A 1,528-nucleotide genomic window follows, 5' to 3' on the forward strand; every position below is an offset into this window, starting at 1 on the left:
GGAACCGGGCCGGCCCCGTCACGTGTTCCGGCGATGCCGGGTCAGCACTCCACGACGTTGACGGCGAGTCCGCCCAGGGCGGTCTCCTTGTACTTGTGGCTCATGTCCTTGCCGGTCTCGCGCATGGTCACGATGACCTCGTCGAGGCTGACCCGGTGGGTGCCGTCGCCCCACATCGCCATCTTGGCGGCGTTGATCGCCTTGGCCGCGGCGATCGCGTTGCGCTCGATGCAGGGGATCTGCACCAGTCCGCCGATCGGGTCGCAGGTCAGCCCGAGGTTGTGCTCCATGGCGATCTCCGCGGCGTTCTCCACCTGGCGCGGCGTCCCGCCCAGGATCTCGGCGAGACCGCCGGCGGCCATCGAGGAGGCGGAACCGACCTCGCCCTGGCAGCCGACCTCGGCCCCGGAGATCGAGGCCTGCTCCTTGTAGAGCACCCCGACCGCCCCGGCGGTGAGCAGGAAGCGGACCACGATGTCCTGCCTGGCCGCCTCGAGCGCCTCCGGGCCCTCCGCGGCGGCGGCGCGGACGGCGGGGGAGTAGTGGGTGGCGTAGAACAGCACCGCCGGGATGATGCCGGCCGCCCCGTTGGTGGGGGCGGTGACCACGCGCCCGCCGGAGGCGTTCTCCTCGTTGACCGCCAGGGCCACGAGGTTCACCCACTCGGGCCAGAACCCCGGGTCCCGGTCCGGGTCCTCGGTCCGCAGCCGCCGGTGCCACTCGGGGGCGCGGCGGGCGACGTCCAGTCCGCCCGGCAGCGGACCGGTGCGCCGCAGGCTGGAGTCCTTGCACTCCTCCATCACGGTCCAGATGTGCAGCAGCTGCTGCCGGATCTCCTTCTCGTCGCGCCAGGTCCTCTCGTTGGCGAGCATCACCGCGCTCATCGGGGTGCCCGTGCTGTCGCAGTGGCCCAGCAGCTGCGCGGCGGTGCGGAAGGGGTGGGGCACCTGGGCGCTGGCGGCGTCCAGCTCGGCCGCGGCGGCGTCCTCCTCGCCCTCCTGGACGATGAACCCGCCGCCCACGGAGAACCAGGTCTCCCCGGCCAGCACGGCTCCCGAGGAGTCGAGGGCCTGGAAGCGCATGCCGTTGGTGTGCCGCTCCAGGATGGTCAGCGGGTGCTGCACCATGTCCTCGACCCGGTAGGGGATGTCCGAGCGGCGCCCGAGGGCCGCGCACAGGCGCAGCGTCCCGGTGGCGGCGATGTCGGCGAGCCGCTCCTCCACCTCGTCGGGGAGGACCTGCTCGGGGTCGTAGCCCTCCAGGCCGAGCAGGATCGCGGTGAAGGTGCCGTGGCCGCGGCCGGTCGCGGCCAGCGACCCGTAGACGTCCACGCGCAGGTCCGCGGTGCGCTCCAGCAGGTCGCCACCGGTCAGGGTCTCGGCGAAGCGCCGTGCGGCGCGCATGGGGCCGACGGTGTGGGAGCTCGAGGGGCCGATGCCCACGGTGAACAGTTCGAAGACGCTGATGGCCATGACAGTTGCTCCAAAGGAGGTGGTGCCCCGGTGCGGGGCTGGGGTGGGTGGGACGT

Annotated in this window: 1 protein-coding gene; it reads right to left on the minus strand. The window is 72.7% G+C overall.

Annotated elements, in window-relative coordinates:
* Positions 1-41: 41 nt before the first annotated feature.
* The gene (locus ACH9D2_RS01770; protein ID WP_396361040.1) at positions 42-1,472 is read right to left on the minus strand and encodes an L-serine ammonia-lyase; all 1,431 of its coding nucleotides are present in this window, start codon (positions 1,470-1,472) and stop codon (positions 42-44) included.
* Positions 1,473-1,528: the final 56 nt, after the last annotated feature.

The sequence above is a fragment of the Kocuria rhizosphaericola genome, assembly GCF_044462205.1.
Taxonomy (GTDB): Bacteria; Actinomycetota; Actinomycetes; order Actinomycetales; family Micrococcaceae; genus Kocuria; species Kocuria rhizosphaericola.

Bases quoted from the DNA above. Each gene is read 5' to 3' on its own strand.
- ACH9D2_RS01770 (WP_396361040.1), bottom strand. From the start codon at position 1,472: ATGGCCATCAGCGTCTTCGAACTGTTCACCGTGGGCATCGGCCCCTCG.